The 662-nt window shown below is 63.9% G+C and carries 1 protein-coding gene; it reads right to left on the reverse strand.

The window, feature by feature from the left end; translation table 11 throughout:
• Positions 1–132: 132 nt before the first annotated feature.
• Positions 133–612 carry an FAD-dependent oxidoreductase gene (locus NS334_RS16205; RefSeq protein WP_083500553.1) on the reverse strand — a complete coding sequence of 160 codons (480 nt, stop codon included), beginning with the start codon at positions 610–612 and terminating at the stop codon, positions 133–135.
• Between the last annotated feature and the right edge of the window lie 50 nt (positions 613–662).

Genomic DNA, 662 nt, shown 5'->3' on the forward strand with positions numbered 1-662 from the left:
CGCTCCCGCACCAGATCGACGAGCTGGTCGGAGAGATTGCGAACGATGATACCGGTCATGAGATACGCCCCGTCCGGCGACGATCACCGGGATGTCCTTGTGCCGTGCACAAGACGCCCGCGCAATCGCGGCTCAACCGAAACGGGCCAGATCGAAGGGGCTTAGATCGAAGGGCAGCGGCGCATCATGCAACAACGCCGCCAACGCCTCGCCACTGGTCGCCGACAGCGTCAGTCCCAGGTGCTGATGGCCGAACGCATAGGCCAGCGCGCCGCGCCGCCCGAGCGCGGGGAGGTAATCCGGCAGGGTCGGTCGTGCGCCCATCCACGGCTCCAGCGGCTCGCGCAGGCTGAGCCCGAGCGCCGCGACATGCGCGCGCAACCGCGCCCATTTCCTGGGATCGGGGGCCATGTCGGCGGTCGCGAATTCGACGATGCTCGCCGCGCGCAGCCGGTGCGCGAAGCGGGTGACGATCATCGAACGATCCTCGAACACCACCGGCGGCACATCGGCGGGCCAGTCGCCGGGATCGCCCTCGATATGATAGCCGCTGTTCCCTATACACCTCCGACCCTGCCGACGAAAAGGAAAATGTATACACGGAAGGTGCATACGATATTACAATCAAAAACCAGGACAAGCATTAAAAACTGAAACAGAAG

It is taken from the genome of Sphingomonas endophytica, assembly GCF_001476895.1.
Classification (GTDB): Bacteria; Pseudomonadota; Alphaproteobacteria; order Sphingomonadales; family Sphingomonadaceae; genus Sphingomonas; species Sphingomonas endophytica_A.